This is a genomic window from Pseudomonas sp. WP18, assembly GCF_036689585.1.
Lineage (GTDB): Bacteria > Pseudomonadota > Gammaproteobacteria > Pseudomonadales > Pseudomonadaceae > Aquipseudomonas > Aquipseudomonas chlororaphis_E.
On sequence record NZ_CP144758.1, the window covers coordinates 3,031,809 to 3,051,603 of the forward strand.

The 19,795-nt window shown below is 59.9% G+C and carries 17 protein-coding genes; 10 read left to right on the top strand and 7 right to left on the bottom strand.

The genetic code is table 11. The features are described from left to right. The first annotated feature begins 152 nt into the window (after positions 1-152). A complete protein-coding gene (locus tag V5F23_RS13465) occupies positions 153-782 on the top strand; it encodes a hydrolase (protein WP_042729671.1) in 630 nt (209 codons plus the stop codon). Positions 783-975: 193 nt separating this feature from the next. Here V5F23_RS13465 and V5F23_RS13470 read toward each other — a convergent pair whose 3' ends face one another. Beyond that, the gene (locus V5F23_RS13470) at positions 976-2,070 is read right to left on the bottom strand and encodes a GNAT family N-acetyltransferase/peptidase C39 family protein (RefSeq protein ID WP_338498741.1); all 1,095 of its coding nucleotides are present in this window, start codon (positions 2,068-2,070) and stop codon (positions 976-978) included. Between the two features lie 94 nt (positions 2,071-2,164). On the opposite strand from V5F23_RS13470, the gene V5F23_RS13475 reads away from it, so the two are divergent. The 3 genes from V5F23_RS13475 (at position 2,165) to V5F23_RS13485 (ending at position 5,088) form a co-directional block, all read left to right on the top strand. Continuing rightward, positions 2,165-3,745 (top strand): RimK family protein, encoded by a 1,581-nt coding sequence (locus V5F23_RS13475; protein WP_042729672.1) that lies wholly within the window; start codon positions 2,165-2,167, stop codon positions 3,743-3,745. A 3-nt stretch (positions 3,746-3,748) separates the two neighbouring features. Continuing rightward, on the top strand, positions 3,749-4,660 hold the full coding sequence (locus V5F23_RS13480; protein ID WP_212803800.1) for a magnesium transporter CorA family protein: 912 nt from the start codon (positions 3,749-3,751) through the stop codon (positions 4,658-4,660). A 113-nt stretch (positions 4,661-4,773) separates the two neighbouring features. Next, entirely contained in the window at positions 4,774-5,088 is a 315-nt protein-coding gene (locus V5F23_RS13485; RefSeq protein ID WP_042729674.1) for a hypothetical protein, read from the top strand. 49 nt (positions 5,089-5,137) lie between these two features. On the opposite strand, the gene V5F23_RS13490 is transcribed toward V5F23_RS13485, so the two are convergent. The 3 genes from V5F23_RS13490 to V5F23_RS13500 form a co-directional block, all read right to left on the bottom strand. Continuing rightward, complete coding sequence (locus V5F23_RS13490) at positions 5,138-6,802, bottom strand: N,N-dimethylformamidase beta subunit family domain-containing protein (RefSeq protein ID WP_338498746.1); 1,665 nt, start codon at positions 6,800-6,802, stop codon at positions 5,138-5,140. A gap of 50 nt (positions 6,803-6,852) precedes the next feature. After that, positions 6,853-8,178 carry an MFS transporter gene (locus V5F23_RS13495; protein ID WP_042729676.1) on the bottom strand — a complete coding sequence of 442 codons (1,326 nt, stop codon included), beginning with the start codon at positions 8,176-8,178 and terminating at the stop codon, positions 6,853-6,855. A 61-nt stretch (positions 8,179-8,239) separates the two neighbouring features. After that, positions 8,240-9,487: an MFS transporter gene (locus V5F23_RS13500; protein ID WP_042729677.1), complete on the bottom strand. Its 1,248-nt coding sequence runs from the start codon at positions 9,485-9,487 to the stop codon at positions 8,240-8,242. 96 nt (positions 9,488-9,583) lie between these two features. Here V5F23_RS13500 and V5F23_RS13505 point away from each other — a divergent pair, with 96 nt between their 5' ends. Then, entirely contained in the window at positions 9,584-10,555 is a 972-nt protein-coding gene (locus V5F23_RS13505) for an AraC family transcriptional regulator (protein WP_338498749.1), read from the top strand. Positions 10,556-10,624: 69 nt separating this feature from the next. Here the strand turns inward: V5F23_RS13505 and V5F23_RS13510 are convergent, their stop codons facing one another. Next, positions 10,625-11,086 (bottom strand): hypothetical protein, encoded by a 462-nt coding sequence (locus V5F23_RS13510; RefSeq protein WP_212803803.1) that lies wholly within the window; start codon positions 11,084-11,086, stop codon positions 10,625-10,627. 354 nt (positions 11,087-11,440) lie between these two features. After that, entirely contained in the window at positions 11,441-12,049 is a 609-nt protein-coding gene (locus tag V5F23_RS13515; RefSeq protein ID WP_042729679.1) for a TetR family transcriptional regulator, read from the bottom strand. A 124-nt stretch (positions 12,050-12,173) separates the two neighbouring features. Here V5F23_RS13515 and V5F23_RS13520 point away from each other — a divergent pair, with 124 nt between their 5' ends. From V5F23_RS13520 to V5F23_RS13540, 5 genes are all read left to right on the top strand, one after another. Continuing rightward, positions 12,174-13,256 (top strand): alkene reductase, encoded by a 1,083-nt coding sequence (locus V5F23_RS13520; protein ID WP_047738537.1) that lies wholly within the window; start codon positions 12,174-12,176, stop codon positions 13,254-13,256. A 50-nt stretch (positions 13,257-13,306) separates the two neighbouring features. Then, positions 13,307-14,095, top strand: coding sequence for an SDR family oxidoreductase (locus tag V5F23_RS13525; RefSeq protein WP_042729681.1), 789 nt, complete (start codon positions 13,307-13,309; stop codon positions 14,093-14,095). A 119-nt stretch (positions 14,096-14,214) separates the two neighbouring features. Beyond that, complete coding sequence (locus tag V5F23_RS13530) at positions 14,215-15,216, top strand: NADP-dependent oxidoreductase (protein ID WP_338498751.1); 1,002 nt, start codon at positions 14,215-14,217, stop codon at positions 15,214-15,216. A gap of 177 nt (positions 15,217-15,393) precedes the next feature. Continuing rightward, the gene (locus tag V5F23_RS13535) at positions 15,394-17,019 is read left to right on the top strand and encodes a methyl-accepting chemotaxis protein (protein WP_338498752.1); all 1,626 of its coding nucleotides are present in this window, start codon (positions 15,394-15,396) and stop codon (positions 17,017-17,019) included. 71 nt (positions 17,020-17,090) lie between these two features. Then, positions 17,091-17,726, top strand: coding sequence for a LysE family translocator (locus V5F23_RS13540; protein WP_047738541.1), 636 nt, complete (start codon positions 17,091-17,093; stop codon positions 17,724-17,726). 37 nt (positions 17,727-17,763) lie between these two features. Here the strand turns inward: V5F23_RS13540 and V5F23_RS13545 are convergent, their stop codons facing one another. Beyond that, the gene (locus V5F23_RS13545) at positions 17,764-19,653 is read right to left on the bottom strand and encodes a methyl-accepting chemotaxis protein (RefSeq protein ID WP_338498914.1); all 1,890 of its coding nucleotides are present in this window, start codon (positions 19,651-19,653) and stop codon (positions 17,764-17,766) included. Between the last annotated feature and the right edge of the window lie 142 nt (positions 19,654-19,795).

Consider the following 19,795-nt stretch of genomic DNA (forward strand, 5'->3'; position numbering starts at 1 on the left):
CAGAATGCTGATCACAGGCAGCGACGCCACGGATGTATTGCCGGTTGACGGCTCATGCTCCATTCGCCACAGCCAGTTCGCGATCGTTGCCTGATGCGTGCGATATCCAGCCCAAGCGAGCGCTTGGACCACCGTCATAATGAGGACCTGCCATGACGAGCGAAACGATCCGTAACCCCCACACCGACGCACTCCTGACGCCTGAGAACTCGGCGTTTATCCTTATCGACTACCAGCCGATTCAAGTGTCTTCGATCCGTTCCATGCCTCGCGACGAACTGGTGTTCAACATAACCAGCGTGGCCAAGGCGGCCGTTAACTTCAACCTCCCTATCATCCACTCCACGGTCAATGTCGGCACCGGTCGCAACCAGCCGCCTATTGAGCAGTTGCAAGACGTGCTCGGTCACTTGCCGACCTACGACCGCACCTCGATCAACAGCTGGGAAGACACCGAATTCAAGCAAGCGGTGAAAGCCTGTGGGCGTCGCAAATTGATCATGACTGCACTGTGGACTGAAGCCTGCCTGACCTTTCCGGTTCTCGACGCGATCCAGGAAGGTTTTGAGGTTTATGTCCCGATTGATGCGGTTGGGGGAACTTCCACGGCCGCGCATGAAGCCGCATTGCGTCGAATGGAACAGGCGGGCGCAAAAATGATCAGCCGCGTGCAGATGTACTGCGAACTGCAGCGCGACTGGGCGCGGGAGGCGACCGTTGCGGGCTTCATGGGCGTCTTTGATAACTTCGACGGCTTCAACGCAGAAAAAGGAACCGTCTAGACCGTGGCAGCCCCCGGCCTGCTGATGAATGAAGGTGGCACTCGGTGAGCGCGTCACCTTCATTCCCTGGCGTTGCCTCGTCGTGCGGTACACATCAACCAGGCCGCTAGCCTTGCGCAAACCATTCCCCTCTCAATTGCCCAGCGCCTCCCCCGTAAGAAGCGCGTAAAAATGTCGTCTTAGCCCATGCGCCTCATCGCGTTCGCAACAACACCGCGGCACGTACACGTTGGCGGCCAAAGGCACTCATGCGCTGGAACTCGGTGTGGCTCACCGGCATGTGCTGGCAGTCCAGGCTGCCGCGTTGGCGGCTGTGGTCGACATCAGGGTCGTGCAGATAGACGAAGTCATCGTCGCAGCCGGTGATCACGATCCAGTGAGGAGCCTTCAGGCGTGTGAAGCGATAGCTACTGATGAGCACCAACGGCTTGTAACCCTCCAGCAAGGCTGCACGCACGTCCAGGCTGACTGCGGTGATTTGCTCCACGCCCGTGTCGGCCAATGCTTCGGCGAAGCCCTCTTCTACCAACTGCATCACAGCTTTCTTTTCTGCACTGCGCACGCCGTCCAGAAACAGCGAGCCTGACTGGCTCAGGACCAAGCGAACGGCAAAGCCACGTCGCCAAGCCGCGAGCGCCAAGCCTTGAGGGCTGCAGCCACCGTGGCCGGCGGTCATGAAGATGGTGGTTGCTTCGCGCCAGAGTTGAATCTCTTCTTTGCGCTCAAGTGCACGTTGGTTGTCCAATGCCGCCATGGCCATCAACAGGCAGGCGGCGCCGCAGGTGAACTCTGTGGTTTGCGGGTAATACGGGACCCGTCGTGCGGGCGGTGGCGCGTCGCGCAGGATGCGCTTTTCATAGCGCAGTGCCTGGGCGTGATCCTCGTAGTAGTCCTCGACCAGCGCGAAGCGCCGGTAACCGTTGGCCTCATACAAGCGGATGGCGGCCGGATTATCAGGGCGTACTTCCAGGCGCAGCCAGGCGCAATTGCGCGCCAGTGCGCCGGCCTGGGCCTGCTCCAGCAATTGTTGCCCCAGCCCATGGCCCCGCCATGCAGGGCTGACCGCGATGGAGTAAAGACGCCCGAGCGATGTGCCGCGATGAAATAACAGTAGCGCATAACCGGCCAACTGCCCTCCCTGCTCGGCCAGGATCAGGCTGGCGTTGGCCCGATTGATCATCCAATGAAAATTGCGCGGGCTCAGGCGATCGAGCGCGAAGCACTGCTGCTCCAGAGCGGCCAGCGCATCGATATCGGGCATCGATGCAAAGCGAAAATCAAAAGGCATGGCAACACCGTAATGTTTGAGTAACGAACCGGGACAGGGCGAAAAACCCGTGATTTATTGAAGCGGCGTATTCTTCAACAGGGATCAATTACTCATGTCAGCGGTGCAAGCCAACAGGGCCGAAGTATTGGCCAAATCCGAACGTTGCACAATCACCCTCGACGATCAACCTCCCGGCAAGCAGCGTGGCGGCAGCCGACTGCTGATCGTGGTCGAGCGCAAGGAAGACTGGGCCAGCTACCTGCCCAGCGAGAGCCTGATGCTGGCCCAGGACTACCTGGAGCGCACCGATGAGGTCGCTGGCCGCACCCAGGTGATCAATCTGTGTCGCAGCTATAAATACCTGGGCCAAGGTTATTACTGCTCGCTGCTGGCCGAGGCCCGCGGGCACAAGGTCATACCGTCGGTACGCACGATCAGCGAGCTGTCGCGCAAGGCACTTTACGGCGTTGGGCTGGACGACCTGGAGCGCCCCCTTGAACGGGCCTTGGCTAACCATCCGTACGGCAGCACCGAAGCCTTCACGCTGAATCTTTACTTCGGCAAAACGCCCATCGAGCCCTTGCAAACCCTGGGACGGCAGCTTTTCGAGGCCTTCCCCTGCCCTGTTCTTCTGGTCGAGTTTCGCCGGGCCGAGACTTGGCAGATCGCCGGGATAAGGGCTGGCGCGCTGCATAAACTGCGTGACGAGCAGCAACATGTGTTCGCCGACGCCCTGGATGCATTCAATCGCCGCACCTGGCGTCAGCCAGATTCCAAGCGCGTGGCACGCTTTGACCTGGCTATCCTCCACGATCCCGCTGAAACGCTGCCGCCCTCCAATGCCGAAGCATTGAGTCGTTTCGTCGAAAACGGTAAAGCGCTGGGGATCGATGTGGAACTCATCGAAAAGAAGGACTATGCCCGCCTTGCCGAATTCGACGCGTTGTTCATCCGAGAGACTACTCGCGTGGATGACCATACGTACCGTTTCGCCAAAAAAGCAGAAGGCGAAGGCCTCGTGGTCATTGATGATCCTTCGTCCATCTTGCGCTGCACCAACAAGGTCTACCTGGCCGACCTGCTCAAGCGCCGCAAGCTGGGCATGCCGGCCACGGAAATCCTCTACAAGGATCGCCCTCAAGAGCTCGATCAGGTTGGGCTGCGGCTGGGTTTTCCGCTGGTTCTGAAAATTCCTGACGGCTGCTTTTCACGGGGCGTGATCAAGGTGGCCGATGCCAAGGCCCTAACCGCTGCGGCCCAGGAGCTGTTCGAGCATTCCGTCCTGCTGCTCGCTCAGGAGTACTGCTACACCGAATACGACTGGCGTATCGGCGTACTCAACGGTGAGGCGTTGTACGCCTGCCAATACTTCATGTCCAAAGGGCACTGGCAAATCTACAACCACAAGGCCGACGCCGGCGAAATCAACGGCAAGTGCCGCGCGGTGCCTGTACAGCAAGTGCCCGAAGCCGTGGTGAAGCTTGCGGTGGACACCGCCCGACTGATCGGCAACGGGCTCTACGGTGTCGACCTCAAGCAGGTCGGCGAGCGGGTGATGGTCATTGAAGTCAATGATAACCCCAACCTGGATGCCGGCACCGAGGACGCGGTGCTGGGCGATGAGTTGTACCGGCGGGTGCTGCTGGCTTTCGTCCAGCGCCTTGAGCTCAAGTATCGCGGCCAGGCGAACTGAACGATGATCGAAGGCTACCGCATCGAACAAGGCACCTTGTGCCAGGCCTCTGTCGATCGTGGGACGGTGTGGCTCAGCATCGCCCCGGACGACGGTGAACGCGCGTTCCTCCAGCAACGCCTGGGCATCAGTGCCCAGACGCTGGAATCGTCGCTCGACCCCGACGAAGTGGCGCGTATCGAAATCAAGCCCGACCACCTGTTTCTCATCTGGAAGCGCCCTGAAAGCTTCGATGGTCGGGTGTTCAACGTGTCGTCGTTCGGCGTGGTGCTCAGCGAGCAGCGGCTGGCGGTGATCTGCGCCAGCAACTCGCTGCTCAGTGGCCTCGACCAGGTCACTGAAATGAGCAGCCCGCTGGACGTACTCATGGCCTTGCTGGCCGAAAGCGTGCACCACTACCTCGGCCATTTGCGTGTGGTCAAGCAGGTCGCCCGGGAGCTGCAGCAACGGTTCACACGGCCCCTGGACAACGAGCATCTGATGCAGATGTACAGCCTGAGCGAGAGTCTGGTCTATTACGTCAACGCCATCCACAGCAACGGCGCCGTGCTCGGCCTGCTACGCAGCCATGGCCAGAAGCATGGCTTTGGCCCCGACCAGTTGGGGTCGCTGAATGACCTGATCATCGAGAACGAGCAAAGTTACCAGCAGGCCAGAATCCACGCCCAGGTGTTCGCCAACCTGATTGAAGCGCGCGGTAACCTGGCCAACAACGGCATGAACCTCGCCTTGCGCAACCTGACCTTGATCAATGTGGTGTTTCTGCCGCTGAATCTGATCGCCAGCGTTGGAGGCATGTCCGAGTTCAGCATGATGACCGCCGGCACGCCCTGGTGGCTGTCCTTCCCCGCGTTGCTGGTGGGAATGGCCGTGCTCGGTATCGGCATGGCGATAGCGCTGCGGCGCATGGCCTGAATCTGGCGAGCACAGAGGGGTAGGACGGATGCACTGCGATAGCAGAGATGATACGCAAAGCCTCATTTACCCTATGATTGGCTCAGTCCAACCTCTACTAAGGTGCGTCTCGTTTGGCAACCCAACCTCTAACCGCCCGTGAGGCTTACCAAGTGTTGCGCGACATCGCTTTGGGCGTTCGCATCCTGCGCCGCTTGGATGAACAATCCTGGATGGACATTCACAGCGGTCCAATGACCGTTGAAGCAGATGGATGGGTCATCAGGTTCTACAACGATTGCGGGGCGCTTGACTATTGCGACAGCTGTTACAGCCCGGACGGTCGGGCGTACGTCTTCGACGCTCACCAGCAATTCGGCACCGACCCCGTAGAGCTCTTGAGCACCTGGGAGTACGCCCAACTACAGAAACTTTTGACTGCCGCCTGAACAATAATCGTGGGTTCCCCCTCCTACCCTGCCCCTCCTCTTTGAACAGCTATCCAGCACACGTTCTCCCCAGCAAAAACCGACTCAGCACGTTCCGGGTGATCATGACGGTATACACATCACCCAGCACCAGCCCCTGCACCCATTCGCACGTCGCGGCGGTGAAAACTTCACCGTTGCCTTTTTGGAAATGCACCACCATGCCGGCCCCCCGGCTATGCTCGCCAACGCTAGCATCGCTGGGGTCGGGCGCCAGCAACGCAGCACGAAACCGAGCGTCGCCATCCCCCAGCATGAACGAATACGCATCCTGGGGGCGGCCCTGCTCGGCGACGCTGGCCCAGCCCATGGCGAGGATCTGCAACCCTGGCGGAGCACCGTCGGTGCCAAGGGGTTCCGGCAGGCCTTTGACGAAGGTGTACTCAAGCCCGTCCACTTCGTAGCCAAAGAGGTTGGCCTCATCACCGAACATGTCCGCGTAACCCAGCCCCGTGCCGGCGAACGCCCAGTGCTGCGGCCTGAACACTGTGAAACCGCGCGGGCTGCGCCGGGCCATGCCGCCAAATGCGCCGTATATCCCTCGCAACGCGTTCACGCCGAACGTCTTGGCACCGGGACGACCCACCCGCGGATCTTCCCAGGCACCGGTTAGCCTGCCGGGATCGATGGCCGCCAAAGGGTCGAGTTCGGCGGCGTCATACTTGTAGGCCACTTGACGCAGCCCTCCGTTCTCCAGGCGAATCTGCCACATGAAATTGCCTGCAAAGCGGGCCACGTTGCCGCCACCCTCGACAAAGGCGTCGACGTGGTCGCGCATCTCTTGCGTCCAATATTCGTCGTGCCCCACGAAGACAGCGCAGCCGTAGCCTTCCAGCGCGTGCGGGTCGTGATGCAAGTCATCCTGGGTCAGGATGTCCACCGTATAGCCCTGTTGCTCGGCCCACACCATGAAAAGCCGCTCGTAAGAGGCCCAGCCCGCCAACGCGTAATACTTGCTGAAGCCATTCAAGGCGGCCCACTCGATGAACTCATAACGCGCAGGGCCTGGCTTGCGAGGGCGAGAGGCATTGATCGAACGCGGCGCGTCCTCTGGCAGCCAGACCTGCCCACGCGCCCAGGGTCGTTGTGCCGACAACAGCGGTGAGCGCCCGCGCGGTGTGTCGGGGTGGATACCGAAGTAATGGTTGGCGCCTCCCCAGTCGTTGTAGGCGGCCCAAGTAGAGGTCGCCGCCACCAGCACCAGCGCGTCAGCGCGTTTGTGCGCCGCCTTGACGATGAACAAGTGATGCCCAAGCACGTGACCGGCGCCATCGTGCACCTCCACCACGTAGCCACCGGGCTCGGCGTCCGCTGGGATTGCCCAGTGCGCAAACACCGGCCATTGACACCCCTGCTCGTAGACACGTTCGGGCAGCGGATGGAAACCGGCAGCGAGAGCGCTGGTGTTGTGCACGGTGTGGGCAAGCGGCCCGTCCCGATAGATCCTCAGCGCTACTTGAGGGCTGTTTGAAGACAAGTGCAGATGCACCGTTTCACCCGGGCTGTAGGAGCGTCGGTCGGAGTAGCACCAGGCAGCCAGCGGTCCCGCCTCGGCAGGGACTTCGACCCAGATCTCCCTGGCGCCCTGGCGTGGGCCGGAAGTCTGGAGGGGGGTTACGCCGGCGCCGGGCCGTTCGCCGCGGGCGGCCGTGTGCTTCGATTCGGGTGGATTCATGGGGTTATCGCCTGTATTCAATGGTCTTTGCGGATCGACACGCGTGGCATTCATGGCTGGGACGCGACCGACCTTCCCGTGCTCGTGGTCATCCGGGCACCCGGCGCCTGGATATCGGCGAGATCGATACCCACCGTTTCCTCGATGAAGTAACCGGCCACCACCGTGAGCAGGCCCAGCCCCATCACGTAACCGATGTACAGGTAGCCAAGGTCGGCGCCGTTGAGATAGCTGTGCAGATAAGGGGCAGTGCCGCCAAAAACGGCCACCGAGACGGACGAGACGAAGCCGACACCCTGGGCACGCGCCTGGGTCGGCACCTGCTCCGACAAAACCGCCGGAAAGATCGCCGCAATCAGGGCCCAGGCGCTCAGCCCCAGCAGTTGGGCCAGGAACAGCGTATAGGGCTCGGTGGTGACCATGATCGACAGCGGGTAGGTCAGCAGCATCACGCAAATGCCCCAGGCAATGACCATGGGTTTGCGCCCTACCCGGTCAGACAATCTTCCGCATACCGGCAACCAGCACACGCAAATGATCTGCGCGAGCAGGCTCGCTACGTATGCGCCCGTCGCATCCATGCCTCGGGCAATGGCCGACGCGGCACCGAAGGTGACCCAGGCGTAATAGGTGACATTCGCGGCCGCCGCGAGCATCACGATGTTACGAGCAATGCGTAGCACCTCGCCCCTGGACAGCGTTCGCGACGCATGAGTCTGCCCTTGCTGTTGCTCGAACACATGGGATTCCTGCGCACTGCGGCGCAGGAACAATGCGTAGATGCCGAGCACCCCACCGATGGCGAATCCGATGCGCCAGCCATAGTCATTCATGGCTTCGGGCCCCAGCAGCCAGGTCAGGGCCGCCGCCACTGCGGTTGCTGCCATGACCCCCAACGTCACCCCGACATACACCGAACTGGACCATAATCCGCGGTGCTGGCTGGGCGCGATCTCGGCGACGTACGTATACGACACACCCGTTTCGCCGCCATGGGCGAGGCCTTGCATCAACCGAAAAAACAGCAAGCCTGCGGAGGCGTACAAGCCGACGTTTGAGTAAGCCGGGATGATCGCGATACCCAGGCTGCTGACCGCCAGGAGCAACATCGTGATCACCATGATGGTCCGGCGTCCGAGGCGGTCGCTCAGACGACCGAACAGCAGTCCGCCGATAGGCCGGGCGACGAAGCCGACCGCAAACACGGCAAGGGTCGCGAGCATCGCCGAGCGCGGATCCGTCTGGTCGAACAGATTGCGCGACAGGTAGACCGAGAACGTCGCGTACAACGTCCAGTCGAACCACTCGAGTGCATTGCCTATACCGGCCGCGCGCAACGAAGCGAGGCGTCCTTGATGGGACGTCGAATTATTCATGTCACTTCTCCAGATCATGGGTTCAGCAAGGGAGACGGGGGGATGCCCCGAAGGGGCTGGCTCAGAGGTGTAAAGCAGCCCCAGCCGCGGCACCTGGCGCGGGTGCCTCCACGCGCACACGCAGGGCGATCAGCAGCGCCGCCAGAAACATCAGCACCGCGGCCGCGATGAACACACCGTCGATGCCGCTGAAACTGAACATCACACCACCTCCGGCAGCGCCAGCGGCGATGGCGGACTGCACCGAAGCGACGACCATCCCGCCGGCACTTTCCGCCTGGTCCGGCACCGCGCGGGCAACCCAGTTCGACCACGCGACCGGCACACCGCCGAAGGCCATGCCCCAGACAGCCAACAACACCGCCTGCCCTGGCACAGACGCTGGCAAGATGACCAGGGCCAGGGCCGCGAGCCCTACCAGCATCGGCATCAGGACCAAAACGCCACGTGGATTGCGCTCAAGCAGCCAACCGGCCAGCAAGGTGCCGATGAAGTTCGCCACACCGAAACCGAGCAGCATCAGGGACAAGCCCAGCGGCCCTACTCCCGTGGTGCTTTCCAGGAACGGCCGGATATAGGTGAACAGGGCAAAGTGGCCGCTGTGCACCAATATGCAACCCAGCATGCCCAAGGCAATGCCCGGGCGCAGCAAGACCTCGAGTACGGTGCGCAGACGTGCAGGCCGTCGCGGTGCCAGAGGCGGCAAGGTGAGTGATTGGAAGACCAGCGTCACCGTGCCCACCGCCGCTGCCGCGATGAATGCGCTGCGCCAGCCGTATAGCTCGCCCAGGTAGCTACCCAAGGGAACCGCGACCACTGTTCCTACCGCGATGCCACTGAAGATGATGGACAGTGCACGAGGCAACAGCGCCGCCGGCACCAAGCGCATCGCCACGGCCGCCGCCATGCTCCAGAAACCACCCAAGGCGATACCCAGCAAGACCCGCATCACCAGCAGGACGGCCAGGCTTGAGGAAAAAGCGACCAACAGGTTGGACGCGATCATCAACGTGGAAAACCCCAGCAGCACCCAGCGCCGGTCGATGGCGCGGGTCAGGCCCGGCACCAGCAAGCCGGCGAACAACGCCACCACCGCCGTCACGGTCACCGCCTGCCCGGCGAGGGCTTCTGAAACCCCCAACTGAGTCGCCATCGGCGTCAGCAGGCTGGCCGGTAGGTATTCGGCGGTCAGCAATCCGAATACCCCCATGGCCAGCGAAAACACGGCCATCCACGCCGGTGACGTCGGCGCCTCGTCTACCACCGCGTGACGGCTGTCGAACACGGCGTCACATACACATTTAGTCATTGCAGATCTCCACATTTCATCGCGACCCGCAGTCTAGGCGCGTGAAAATGGATGATCTATGATGCAGCGTCTCTATCTTTTGACCGAAACTCCGGAATGCCCATGTCCGATCCCGTTCCCCTTTCTTCCGATCTCATTGACGAGTTGCTGCGTGGCATGCGTCTGCGCGGCGTCCAGTACCGCCGCATCCAGACCGGACCTGATTTCGGCCTGGGTTTCGCGGCCCAACCTGGCCATGCCTGGTTCCATTTCGTTGCAGTCGGCAACGCCGTGCTTCGGATGGAGGATGGAACCTGCTTCGCGTTGTCTGCAGGGAACGCCGTGTTCATCTCCCATGGCGCCGCCCATCAGTTGCTCTCCGACGTTGACGTGCCCGTCCAGGACATCGACAGCCTGGACGCCGCGTCGCTTGGGGACACCGTCTGCGCGGTGGATGTCGGCGGCGAGTCCGACACCGCCTCTCCCACGATCATTTTCAACAGCTGCATGGCGTTCGAGCTGGGCAGCATTCACGGTCTTGGCAAACTGATGCCGGGCTTGATGGTGATCGACGCCGGGGGCCAGCGTTATCCGGGGCTGATGCCGATCCTGGCAACCATGGAGCGCGAGGTCAGCGCCGCCCGCATCGGTTTTGCCGGCATCCTCGCGCGGCTGGCCGATGTGGTGACCGCCATGATCGTTCGCGGATGGGTGGAGTGCGCCTGTGGCAACGCCTCGGGATTGGTCGCGGCCCTGCGCGATCCGCGCCTGGCCCGGGCACTGCTGGCCTTGCACCAGGACCCGGGGCGCGATTGGACCGTCGCGCAACTGGCGCAGCAATGCAACACCTCGCGCTCGGCATTCGCCGAGCGCTTCCACGCCACGCTTGGCATTGCGCCCTTGCGATATGCCACAGAATTGCGGATGAGGCTGGCAAGCCAGTGGCTGACGCTTGAGCGGCTCCCGATAGAAGAAGTAGCCCAGCGGCTGGGGTACACGTCGCAGGCGGCATTCAGTCGCGCGTTCAAGCGCGTCACCGGGCAGCCGCCCGGGATGAGTCGTCAAGGGAGGCGGCTTGCGGGGGCTTGAAATGTTGGGTGATCGATATAGCCCATTGACTGTTTGCCTGAGGGCTCAGGTTGAGTCAGTGGGCGTTGTTCAGTTAATGCCCAAGTAATGAAGGGCCCCAGTGTTTCCTAATCCTGACCCCCACAGCCCGCAATTCCCTTTTACTTCGTAGTAATCAATTACATTGCTGTCGTTCTTAGCCCAGAATGCGACCGTGCAGCGTTCCTGGACGTTTCTCGTTTCGATCTGCTGCACATTCACCAGTTGCCCAGAAGAAGTGTCCATGTATGAATCGACAACCGTTTGCTGGTTGTAATTGACCCCGTTTTTATCGAATACATAAACTTTCTGCCCATACAGCTCGTGACCTGGCTTGACTGAATGCTCTGTCAGAATCAGCGAAGGATTGCCGAATTTCTTATAGGCTTCCTGGATATTTTTCCCCATGAGCTCGTTGGCAGCGGAGCGCTCAGGGGCGATGGTAGAACACCCTGTTAACAACAATGAGGTCAGCGAGAGTGCTGTGAGTAATTGTTTTTTTTGTAAAGACATTCAATAGCTCCCTGAAAAAATCAGATCAGTCCAAATGTTACAAGAACGACAATTTGCTGCTCTCGAATACAGGTGTGGTCAGAATTTGCAGGTAATGAACGCTATATTCCTGGCAGCGAGTTCGCGACGTTCGCCGTTCTCGAAGTCTAGAATGCCTATCTGGAACGAGGCTATAGCACAAACGTGCTAAGGGGCGTTTGAAAGGATGCAGCGATCACCAGACTTATCCAGCAGATCGACTATTTGAAGAAACAGGCGAATCACCCGACAAAACAAAACCTTTTGTAACCATACAAACAAGGAGGGCCCACACTTATGCCGGCCCGGCTTGCCGTTGCGGCAAGCCGATCACTTCTATGCGCCGGCCAGGTCCAGACGGCCCCCCTCTGGCTCAACCTCTCCTGCGGCCCTGAGGATTTCATCGCGACAAGCCGCGAGGATTTCATCGGCCAGCGGCGAATCGTCGGGACAGGCACGCGACAGGATAATTGCGCCCAACGAGTGAGCCATGATGGCAAGGTACTTTGCACGGGCATCGGCTAAGCCGGGCTCGTCCAGTTCCCCTGCTCCGTTGAGCAACACCGCCAACTGGGTCTCGATGCCTGCGGCAAAGGCGGCCTTGACTTCATCCTCTTTTCGAGCGGCATCAGCGCACAGGGCAGCCAAGGTGCATCCGGTCGCCCGGTCATCACGGTGCTCGCGAGACAAGTACGCGTTCACAAATTCGGGTACCGACGCCCCGGCCGTCAGCGCCGCGGATTGCGCTATACCGGAAGACGACGACTCCGCCATCAAATCGGCCTTGGATTTGAAGTGTTTGTAGAACCCGCCTTGGGTAAACCCGGCGGCAGCCATCAGTTCGGCAATACCGATGCCGTCGTAGCCGCGTTCTCGAAAAAGCGCGGAGGCGGTCTCGACGATGTGCGCCCGATTCGCCTGCGCCTGCTGCTTAGTGACTTTCATCGTTCATCCAACATGGCTTACACATGGCTGCAATATACATTGATGTCGACCGACATCAAAGTGTTGACATTTTAGAGTTCGACCATAATCATTGGAAGCACCTCCCCACCAGAAGCTGAAAGAAATGACCTCAAAAACGCTTTTCGAGCCCTATGCCCTGGGCGATCTGACGCTGGCTAACCGCATAGTGATGGCGCCGCTGACTCGCAACCGTGCCGGTGCCGGTCTGGTTCCCAACGAGCTGACAGCGACCTATTACGCGCAACGCGCCGCCGCAGGCCTGATCATTACCGAGGCCACGCAGATTTCCGCGCAGGCCCAGGGCTACCAGGACACCCCTGGGCTCTACACGGCTGAACAAATCGAGGGATGGCGCAAGGTCACGGAGGCCGTGCATGCACAAGGTGGTCGCATCTTCGTTCAACTTTGGCATGTGGGGCGTGTCTCCCACGTTGACCTGCAACCGGGCGGCGCAGCACCCGTCGCCCCTTCTGCGGTGCGCGCTCAGACCAAAACCTTTGTCAACAATGGCTTCGTCGACGTTTCAGAGCCTCGCGCTCTTGATTTGAGTGAGCTACCCGGCATCGTGAATGACTTCCGTCAGGCCGCGGCGAATGCGGTGCTCGCAGGTTTCGATGGTGTAGAGATTCACGGAGCCAACGGCTACCTGCTTGATCAGTTCATCAAAGACAGCGCCAACCAACGCACCGATGCGTACGGTGGAACAGTCGAAAACCGTGCGCGCCTTTTAATCGAAGTCGTTACCGCGGTAGCCGATGAGATCGGTGCAGGTCGCACTGGGGTGAGAGTTTCACCGGTATCGCCAGCCAACGACGTCGCCAGCAGCGATCCCCAAGCGCAATACGATTACATCGCTGACCAGCTCAGTGCCCTGGGTATTGCCTATCTGCACGTGGTCGAAGGTGCGACGGGTGGGCCGCGTGATATTGCCCCCTTCGACTACGCCTCATTGCGCCGCAGGTTCAAGCAAACCTACCTGGCCAATAACGGTTACGACCTGGAGTTCGCCAGCGCCACCCTCAACGAGGCCAAAGCGGACCTCTTTGCCTTCGGCCGGCCCTTTATCAGTAACCCGGATCTGGTTGAGCGGTTGAAAACCGGCGCGCCTCTGGCACCGTTAAACCCGGCAACACTCTACGGCGGCGGTGCACAAGGCTACACCGACTACCCGACATTCGCCGGTTGAAGCTTCGTCCTTTCTCTCTCTTGCCAGAATCTTTTAATCAGGAAATGCAAATGAACACACTTGCGACTGTCCTTATTACCGGCGCTTCAACAGGCATCGGCGCCACTTATGCCAAACGTTTTGCTCGTCGCGGGCATGACCTCGTACTGGTGGCCCGCGACAAAGTCCGCCTCGATGCCTTGGCCGCTCAGTTGCGTGGAGAGTACGGCGTTGCTGTCGAGGTGCATCAAGCCGACCTGACCGACACGGCAGACCTGGCGGCGATTGAAGCTCGTCTGCGCGAGGACGAACGTATTGGCGTGTTGATCAACAATGCGGGCGTGGCCCAATCCGGTGGGTTCGTTCAGCAGAGCGCCGAAAGTATCGAAAAGCTTATCTCACTCAATATTGTCGCCCTTACCCGCCTGGCCGCGGCGGCGGCCCCCCGTTTCGCGCAGTCAGGTGAAGGGGCGATCGTCAACCTCGGCTCGGTGGTAGGTTTGGCGCCCGAGTTCGGCATGACGGTATACGGGGCGACTAAAGCGTTTGTGCTGTTTCTCTCCCAGGGCCTGAATCTGGAGTTGTCGCCTAAGGGCGTATACGTCCAGGCCGTATTACCGGCTGCCACTCGTACAGAAATCTGGGAGCGTGCCGGGATCGATCTCAATGCAATCCCGGAAATGATGGATGTCGAGGAGTTGGTCGATGCTGCCTTGTTGGGCTTTGATCGTCGGGAACTGGTCACTATCCCGCCGCTGCATGCAGAAGCCCGATGGGAGATTCTGGACCAGGCCCGGCTAGGGTTGATATCCGATATTCGTCAAGCTAACGCCGCCGAGCGCTATCAAACCAAGGCCTGACCGGTGTCTTAGTGGCGTTCTCTTTGAGCAAATGCTCCCAACGGCTGTTGCCGTAGGGAGCATTGAGCAAACACGTACCAACCCCTGACATTCCTCAAATATCTCGGAACCAGATCAATATGAAAGCGCTGACCTTCAAACGTTATGGCAAGTCGCCTGATGTCGGGTTCACGCAGGTCACTCGCCCCACAATCAAACCCGATGAATTATTGGTTGAAGTTCACGCGGCAGGTTTGAACCCGATTGACAACATGATCCCCACAGGAACATTCAAGCCCGTCCTGAAATTCGACTTGCCCGCCACTTTGGGCAGTGACCTTGCCGGCATCGTGATAGAGGTCGGCAGCGCGGTGACTCGCTTCAAGGTGGGTGATGCCATCTTTGCCAGCCTATTTGACCTCGGAAGAGGTTCGATTGCCGAGTTTGCAGCCGTGCCGGAAAGTGCTGCAGCGGCAAAACCCGAAAATTTGGATTTTGTCCAGGCAGCCGCCCTCCCCATGGTCGGCCTGACCGCCTGGCAGGCCCTGAAAGAGCGCGCCAACCTTAAAACCGGGCAGAAAGTGTTCATACCCGCCGGCTCAGGAGGAATCGGTACCTTCGCGATTCAGCTGGCCAAACATTTCGGGGCCGAGGTAGGTACGTCTACCAGCACTGGAAATGTCCAGATGGTTCGCCGTTTGGGTGCAGATGAAGTGATCGATTATAAAAAACAGGCATTTGAACAGGTGTTGAGTTCATATGACCTGGTCCTAGGCACCATCAGAGGCGATGCCGTTGAAAAGTCGGTGGGTATACTCAAGCCAGGCGGCCAGATCATTTCCCTCATCGGTCCACTGGACAAAGCCTTCGCAAAAGCGCGTTGCATGAATGTCTTCTTCACCCTTGTGTTCAGCTTGATGAGTCGCAAGATCATGCAGTTGGCGAGAAAACACAATGTGAACTATTCGTTCCTGTTCGTCCGACCGGATGGGGCTCAACTCGATGAGATTGGCAACCTGATCAAAAATCGGCGCGTCCAGCCCGTCATTGACAAGGTCTTCCCTTTCGAACAAGCCCAGCAGGGCCTTGAGTACCTGGCTCAAGGGCACGCGAGGGGCAAGGTCGTCGTAAAGGTCAAATGATGGTGCGAGTGAGAGAGTCGAGGCTCATCTGAATGCCCCCCTCTCTCCAGTTGTCCCATCGTTCTCAAAAAAACCACATACAGCTCACAGAATTTTCATCCGCTTTGGCCAACTCTGTAATGGCTGGCAAAGGGCCAGCTCCGCAAGGCGTTACGTAACGCGCCACTGGAGCCAAACATGAATCTGAGATCCCTCAATATCGCGCGCAGAGCTGCATTCTGCTTCGGTGCAATCACGTTGCTGCTGATCGGGCTGGGAGCATTCTCCTACGTTCAAATCGACCACCTGCGCGCCGCCGAACAGAACATCGAAAAAAATTCGCTGCCGAGCATTCAGGTGGTCGATGACATTCAAATTGCGCTTCTACACGCACGCCTCGAAAGCATCCGGATGCTCGCCAGCACAGATCCCTCAGTCAAAAGCGCGTCGCAAGCCAAAGTGCGACAAGCCATGGATACGTTGCAGTCGCGCAGTGAGTTCTATCGGCAGAACCTGATCTCCGACGAAAAGGACCGCGCCAAGTTCGATGACGCTCACAGCGCGATGAACACCTACATCGAGGGGTTGAAGCAAGTCATTGAAATGGACACCGCTGACCATGACAAAGCGGTTGCTTTCGCCAACTCGGAGCAGGCCAATCGCGCCAGCGCTTATCAGGAAAAGCTGACGCTGATGCGTGAGCTCAATACCAAAGCGGCGGAACAGTCGGGCGCCATGGCGACGGCCGTGTACAACCATAGCGTCAACGTCCTGCTGATCGTCGTGGTCGTCGCGCTGGTACTGACGGTAATCCTCGCTATCGCCTTGACCCGCAGCATTGTCGAGCCGATCAACACATCGCTGAAACTGGCTGAAGACATTGCCGAAGGCGACCTCACCCGGCAGCTTGAAGTCACCGGGAAGGATGAAGCGTCCCGCTTGATGCAGGCGCTGAACGTCATGTCGCAGAGGCTGCGGCGAACGGTCCTGGAAATCGCCGGTGCGTCTACGCAACTGAGCACCGCTGCCGTCGAAATGACGTCCATCACTGAAGACGCTGACCGAACCTTGCAACAACAGAACAGCGAGATCGAACAAGCCGCCACGGCCGTCAACGAGATGAGCGCGGCGGTTGAAGAAGTGGCCCGCAACGCGACGTCCACCTCCCAGGCCGCGCAACAATCGAGTCTGTCGGCAGACCTGGGCAACGAACGTGTCACTGAAACCCTGGCGGCCATGCGCAGCCTGACGAGCCTGGTGGAAGGTTCATCCGCGCAGGTGCTGGCCCTGGCCGGCCAGGCCCAGGACATCAGCAAAGTGCTGAGCGTGATCAGGGGCATCGCCGAGCAGACCAATCTTCTGGCCCTCAACGCCGCCATCGAAGCGGCGCGAGCCGGCGAACAAGGTCGAGGCTTCGCAGTGGTGGCCGACGAAGTGCGGGCCTTGGCACACCGTACGCAAACCTCCACCCAGGAAATCGAACAGATGATCTCGGCGATACAGGCCGGCTCTTCTGCCACCGTGGAGTCGATGCAAAAGAGCACGCAGGAGGTGCACAGCACCCGGAAAACGGCGGAAGACGCCGGGCAATCCTTGCAACAGATCACCCATGCGGTACTGGAAATCAATGAACGCAACCTGCAAATCGCCACGGCGTCCGAGCAACAGGCGCATGTGGCACGGGATGTGGATCGAAGCCTGGTGAGCATTCGCGATCTGGCAGCGCAAAGCAGCGAGGGCACCCGTCAAACGCTCATCGCCAGCAACGAGCTGTCGCACCTCGCTGTGAACCTGAACAATCTGGTGCTGCGTTTCAAGACCTGACTGTCCTAGCGTGGTGACGTTCAGCGTCCGAACACTTAAGCTGTCTGGCAGACAACGTTCAAGGAATGCACATGTCAGTTGATTTCCACCACCTGCTGCTCGTCTTCACTGCCTACATTGTCGGTGCGGCCAGCCCCGGTCCGAGCAATATGCGGATCATGGGGGTGGCCATGCATCAGGGCCGGCAGCCGGCGCTGATGCTCGCCGCCGGGGTCATCAGTGGTTCTTTTTTCTGGGGATCGATGGCCGCTACCGGCGTGTCGGCCATCCTGACCCAGTTCGCGCAGGCACTCTTCGCGCTCAAGCTGATCGGTGGGCTTTACCTGCTGTTTCTTGCCGTCAAGGCTGGGCGCTCTGCCCTGACGCCCGATGAGCGGCTGGAAAAGGAATTGGCGGCCGCACCAGCGGTGTCGGGTTTCGATCTCTATCGGCGCGGCTTGCTGATGCACCTGACCAACCCGAAGGCCTTGCTGGGTTGGATGGCGACAATGACGCTGGGACTGGGGCCGCAGTCCACGCCTGAAACGGTGGTGATCATCCTGGCGGGCTGTGCCGTGCTGAGCATCACCATTTTCTGTGGCTATGCGGTCGTTTTCTCCACGGCACCGATGATTCGGGGCTATCGCCGGGCACGTCGCTGGATCGAAGGCACGCTTGGACTGGTGTTTGGCGCGGCAGGCCTGAAATTGTTGTTTTCTCGCCCGTGACTCAAGGCCAGCCCTCGCGGCTGGCCATGGTTTTGACCTACGTTCGAAAGCCGTCCACCCACTGCTTGAGCCGCGTGGCTTGTCGCTCAAGGTCGTCACACGCCTGCAGCGTGGCCTGGAGGTTTTGCACGCCTTCCTCGTTGAGGGTCTTGATCTGGGTGATGTCCACGTTCAACGAATCAATGACCGACGTCTGTTCCTCCGTTGCAGCCGCCACCGACTGATTGATCCCGTCGATTTGGCCAATGCCATCCGTCACGCTGCTCAACCGCTCGCCAGCCTGGTAGGCGATCATCACGCCATCCTTACTGTAGCGCTCGCTTTCGCTCAGGGTCTGAACCGCTGCACGTGCGCCTACCTGAAGCTCTTCGATCATCGTATGGATTTCCTGGGCTGACGTCTGGGTGCGATAGGCCAGGCTGCGCACTTCGTCCGCTACCACGGCAAAACCACGCCCCGCCTCGCCCGCCCGCGCCGCCTCAATCGCGGCATTGAGCGCCAGCAGGTTGGTCTGTTCGGAAATGCCTTTGATGACTTCAAGGATCCGTCCGATGTTCTCCGTCTTGCCATTCAGCGCTTCTATATTGCTGCACGACAGGCGGATCTTTCCGGACAACTCGTCCATGGCATGGATCGTCCGGGTCACGATCTGTCGCCCGCCTTCAGCCTGAACACGGGCATCCGACGCCTGGTGAGACGCAATCCCCGCATTGCGTGCAATTTCCTGGGCGGCCGCCCCCAGCTCGTTTATCGCCGCCGCGATGCTGTGGGTGCGATTGGCCTGTTCGTCCGAGTTCGCCATGGAAGCGCTGGAGGTCTGCATCACGCGCCTGGCCACCTCATTGACATGTGTGGTGGCAGAAGAGACTTCTCGTATCGAGTGCTGGATACGCTCCACGAATAGATTGAAGTCGCCGGCCAGGGTTCCGAACTCATCCTTGGAGTGCACATCCAGTCGACGGGTAAGGTCGCCCTCCCCCTGGGCGATATCCCGCATGGCTTTGCCCATCAGCCTCAAGGGCTGCATCAGCACGCGAATCAGGATGCCCAGCAGGAGCAGCGTGAGTGCCACGGCGATGACCATGGCCAGAATCGCCGAGGCGCGAAAATCGCCCAGCGCCTCATAGGCTTTGTCCTTGTCGATGGACAAGCCGACGTACCAGTTCACCGAAGGCAACCCCTTGATCGCCGAAAACATCAGGATCCGAGGTTTTCCTTCCTGTTCTGTCTCACTGATGTGCGTACTGAGTGTCGGCGTCTTCTGGGGATAGATATCGCTCAGCTGTTTCATCACCTGACCCTTGTCCGGGTGAACCAATACCTTGCCATCAGCGTTGACCAGGAAGGCATAGCCGATGCCGCCTAGATCGAGTGAGCTGACGATGTTGGCCATGGTTTCGAGCGTCAGGTCGCCGCCTACCACCCCAAGCGCCTGACCGCCATGGCTGACCGGCGTGGCGATGGTCATCATCAGTTGCCCCGTCGTTACATCCAGGTAGGGCTCGGTCAAGGTGGTTCCCCCGGCAGCCATCGCGTCGATGTACCAGGGACGCGTGCGCGGGTCGTAGTCAGCGGGCAAATCGTCCTTGGGGCGAATGGCGAAACCGCCGTCGCGACGGCCCAGATAAGTGAAGGTGAATGTCGACAGCAATGATTTCTGCTCCAGCAGCCGTGTGACGCTCTCCGGTGCGGGATCGTTGGCTAGCGTCTGGGCAACATGATCAACCAGCAGTAGGCGCCCCGAAAGCCAGGCCTGCACGCTAGCGGCGGTGATCTGGCTCATTTCTTCCAAGTGGTTTTCCAGGTTCGTGCGGATGGTTCTGCGCTGGATCGAGTCGTTGTACAGCGTAAAGAGGGAAAATGCCGCGACCACCACGAGCGATGCCGCAAGCAAGACCTTATGACTGAACTTCAGGTTGGCAATCATCATGTTGTATCCGAAGGCCGAGAGTGTTGTCGTTGTTATTCGGTGCCCAAGATGCGTCGATGAGTGCTTGATGACGGCCACACCGTGGTAGGCCGTCAGCCTCTCGAATGCCCGCAGACTCGTATGCCTAAGGTTTTTAGCG